This window comes from Streptomyces sp. OfavH-34-F, from assembly GCF_022347745.1.
In the GTDB taxonomy this organism is placed as follows: Bacteria; Actinomycetota; Actinomycetes; order Streptomycetales; family Streptomycetaceae; genus Streptomyces.
The window spans coordinates 1-1331 of the sequence record NZ_JAKRGC010000620.1; the positions used below are offsets into that span (position 1 = coordinate 1).

Here is a 1331-nt window from a genome sequence, read left to right on the forward strand (position 1 = left end):
CGTGGGCGCGGCGGCGGGCGGTGTCCTGGGCGAACACCTCGCGGGCCACCTGGGCCAGGGCCCGGGCCGGGGCGCGCAGATCGAGGCGGCTGGCGGTGGCGACGGCGTCCGCCCAGCCGGCGGGGACGGCCCGTTCGCCGTGCAGGGCACCGGCCAGCGCGCCGCTCATGGTGGCGATCGAGTCGCAGTCGCGCCCGTAGTTGACGGAACCGAGCACCGCCCGCCGGTAGTCCCCGCCGGCCACCAGCAGCATGCCGAGCGCGACGGGCAGCTCCTCGATGGAGTGCAGCCGGGAGGGGCGGCGTGCGCCGAGCGACGGGGCGCGGTAGTCGGGGCCCACCGTGTCGAACGGGGCGACGGCCTCGCGCAGCGGGGCGATCGCCGCCGTGACGTCCCGGTGGCGGGCGGCGGTCGCGCACACCGCCTCGATGGCGGAGCGGGTGCCGTCCTTGGCGAGTGTCAGGCAGGTCTCGACGACCGACTCCGGCGTCGCGCCGGGCGCGCAGGCGGCGGCCACGGCGGCGGCGAAGACGCCCGCCGCCTCCCGGCCGTAACTCGACTGGTGGGCGCCCGCGACGTCGACCGCCTCGGCGTACGCGGCCTGCGGATGGCCGGCGTTGACCAGGCCGACCGGCGCCATGTACATCGCCGCCCCGCAGTTGACGATGTTTCCGCAGCCCGCCTCGCGCGGATCGACGTGGCCGTAGTGCAGCCGGGCGACGATCCACTTCTCGGCGAGGAAGACCCGTTGCAGCGGCAGTGCCTCGGCCTCCAGCTCCGGAATCCAGCGCGGCTCGCCGATCAGCTCCGGCACGAGGTGGTCGGCGACCGCGTAGGCGTCGAGATGGCCGCGCACCTTCTCGTACACCCGGACCAGCGCATGGGTCATCAGGGTGTCGTCGGTGACGTGCCCGTCGCCCTTGTGGTACGGGGCGATGGGGCGGGCGGTCCGCCAGTCGTCGCCGTCCCAGGGGCCGACGATCCCGGTGACCCCGCCCCCGTGCCGGGCGGCGATCTGTTCGGCCGAGCGGCCCTCGACCGGGCCGCCCAGCGCGTCGCCGACCGCCGCGCCGACGAGGGCGCCGGCGATCCGGTCATCGAGCGCGGGCGTGGGTGTCGTGGGGGAGGGGGGCGTCGTGGTCGCCGGCGGCACAGTGGAGGTCATGTCCGGATTGTCCACCCCGGGGGGCCGGTTCCGTGGCTGCCAGCAGCCCGGCGAGTTCCACCAGGTCCGTGCCCGCGAACCGGGGGAGCGCGCAGCCGGCCAGCGTCCGGCAGGTCTCGCGCCAGCCGCCGGGCACGGCGGCGGCCGAGCCCAGCGCCCCCGTCAG

Annotated in this window: 1 protein-coding gene and 1 pseudogene; both read right to left on the bottom strand. The window is 76.8% G+C overall.

Features of this window, described 5'->3' with window-relative positions; genetic code table 11:
* Nucleotides 1–1165 (bottom strand): ADP-ribosylglycohydrolase family protein (locus MHW47_RS35480; protein ID WP_239227913.1); only part of this gene is annotated, 1165 nt, incomplete at its 3' end.
* Nucleotides 1095–1331 (bottom strand): annotated as a pseudogene (locus MHW47_RS35485) (ADP-ribosylglycohydrolase family protein); the annotation flags it as partial. The pseudogene MHW47_RS35485 and the gene MHW47_RS35480, both read right to left, overlap by 71 nt.